The sequence below is a fragment of the Sphingopyxis sp. genome (assembly GCF_036402335.1).
Lineage (GTDB): Bacteria > Pseudomonadota > Alphaproteobacteria > Sphingomonadales > Sphingomonadaceae > Sphingopyxis.
Genome location: NZ_DASWTD010000385.1, coordinates 1 through 2,167, shown reverse-complemented (window position 1 = coordinate 2,167; position 2,167 = coordinate 1). Strand labels below are relative to the sequence as shown.

At 66.5% G+C, this 2,167-nt stretch carries 1 protein-coding gene; it reads right to left on the bottom strand.

What is annotated here, in order from left to right:
* Position 1: 1 nt before the first annotated feature.
* The coding region (locus tag VGD20_RS12235; protein ID WP_331134712.1) for a PAS domain S-box protein at positions 2–2,167 on the bottom strand (2,166 nt) is incomplete at its 5' end.

Below are 2,167 nucleotides of genomic sequence, written 5' to 3'. Positions count from 1 at the left end.
GTCACCCGGCGGGCGGCTTCTCCACGGCTTCGACCGCGCGGCGCAATTCGCTTTGGCCGAACGGCTTACCGAGGCGCAGGACCGCGGGACCGATATCGCTGGGGGTCTCGCCATAGCCGGTCGCAAGGATGATCGGCAGGTCCGGCCGGTGCCGCCTCGCCTGTGCAATCAATTCGCTGCCGGTCATCAGCGGCATCGCCTGGTCGGTGATCATCAGGCTGATGTCGGGTCGTGAAAGCAGCTTCTCGAGCGCCTCTTCGCCTGAATTCGCCTCGACGACGACATGGCCCAGATCCTCGAGCAGCGCCGCGCTGTTCATCAGGATGAGCGCATCGTCGTCGACCACGAGGATGACTTCGGCGCGGTCCGCGCCGCGCGTGCTGTGTTGAGCGGGAGCCTGCTCGCTCGCCGGCTCGACGCTGCTGAGCGGGAGCCAGATATGCGCCTCTGTCCCCAGGCCAACGCGGCTTTCGAGCTGGAGCATCCCCCCGATCTGCCGCGCGAAACCATGAACCATCGAAAGGCCGAGGCCGGTTCCCTTGCCGACGCCCTTTGTCGTGAAGAAGGGATCGGCCGCGCGCGCGAGGGTTTCGCTGTCCATGCCGCTGCCATCGTCCGCAACGGTCAGGCGAACATAACGCCCCTCGGCAAGATCGATCACCGCGCCGCCCGCGACGTCGCGAACCTCGCCGCGGATCGCAAGCTGTCCGCCCCCGCCCATCGCATCGCGCGCATTCACCGCGAGGTTGAGCAGCGCCATTTCGAGCTGGTTGATGTCGGCGGCGACCGCGGGCAGGTCGGCGGGGAAGGCCATTTCGATCGCGAAGGTCGGACCGAGCGAGCGCTGCAGCAATTCCATCATCCCCGCGACGAGTGTCGCGATGTCGACGCTCTCGGTTTCCAGTTCCTGACGGCGCGCGAAAGCGAGCATACGCTGCGTCAGCGCCGCGCCGCGATCGGTGGCTTTCACGGCATTTTCGAGCAGCCGCCGGGACTGCGGTTCGTCGGGCACGCGCTTTTCGAGCAGTTCGAGCCCGCTGCGGATCGCCGTCAGAAGATTGTTGAAGTCGTGCGCGATCCCGCCGGTCAGCTGGCCGATCGCTTCCATTTTCTGCGACTGGAACAGCGCCTCGCGCGCGAGTTCGAGCTCGCGCTGCGCTTCCTCGCGCTCGGTCACATCGCGCGTGATCTTGGCAAAGCCGATCAGGTCGCCGGCGTCGTCGTGGATCGCGTCGATCACGACGCTCGCATGAAAGCGCGTGCCGTCCTTGCGCACGCGCCAGCCCTCCGCGGCGAAGCGTCCCTCGCGCCGCGCTGTTTCCAGCGCGCGCGCCGGCTCGCCCGCGTCGCGATCCTTTTCTTCGTAAAAGGAGGAAAAATGCCGGCCGATGATCTCGTCGGGCCGATAGCCCTTGATGCGCTCTGCCCCGGCGTTCCAGCTCGTCACCAGCCCGGTCTCGTCGAGCATGTAGATCGCATAATCGGTGACGCCCTGGACCAGCAGCCGGAACTGCGTCTGGCTACGTTCGAGTGCGGTCGAACGCTCCTCGATACGCGCTTCGAGCGTTTCGTTGAGATGCTTGAGCCGCTCGGCAGCCGTGCGCAATTCGGCTTCGGTCGCGACCCGCTCGATATGCGCCCAGCTGCGTTCGGTCACATCGCGAAGCGTTGCGAGCTCGGCTTCGGTCCAATGGTGCGCCGCACGATGATGCACGGCCATCAGCGCCGTCAGGCGTCCTTCCTTCACCAGCGGCATGCAGACGGTCGCACCGATACCGATGGTCCGGAACGTCGCGGCGGCTTCGGCCGGAAGTTCGGAGAGATTGTCATTCACGATCAGCGGACGTCCCGCACGCAGGCTCCGCACCGCGAGTTCGCCAAAAGCCGCAAGGCTGTATCGGCCGACGATCGACCGCGCCCCCTCGGCGACCCAGTCGCCGCGGATGGTGAAACCGTCCTGGTCTTCGTCCATGTCGGCATAGGCGCAGATCGACACGCCGAGTTCTTCGCCAGTCATCCGCGTGACGATCGACAGGATATTGTCGGCGCTGGTGCGGACGGCGATCGCCCGGCCCAGCCGGTCGAGGAAGCGCAGCCGCGCCTCGCTCGCACGGAGCGCCTCGGCCGATCGCACCGCGTCGGTGACCTCGACGACGATCGCCATGAC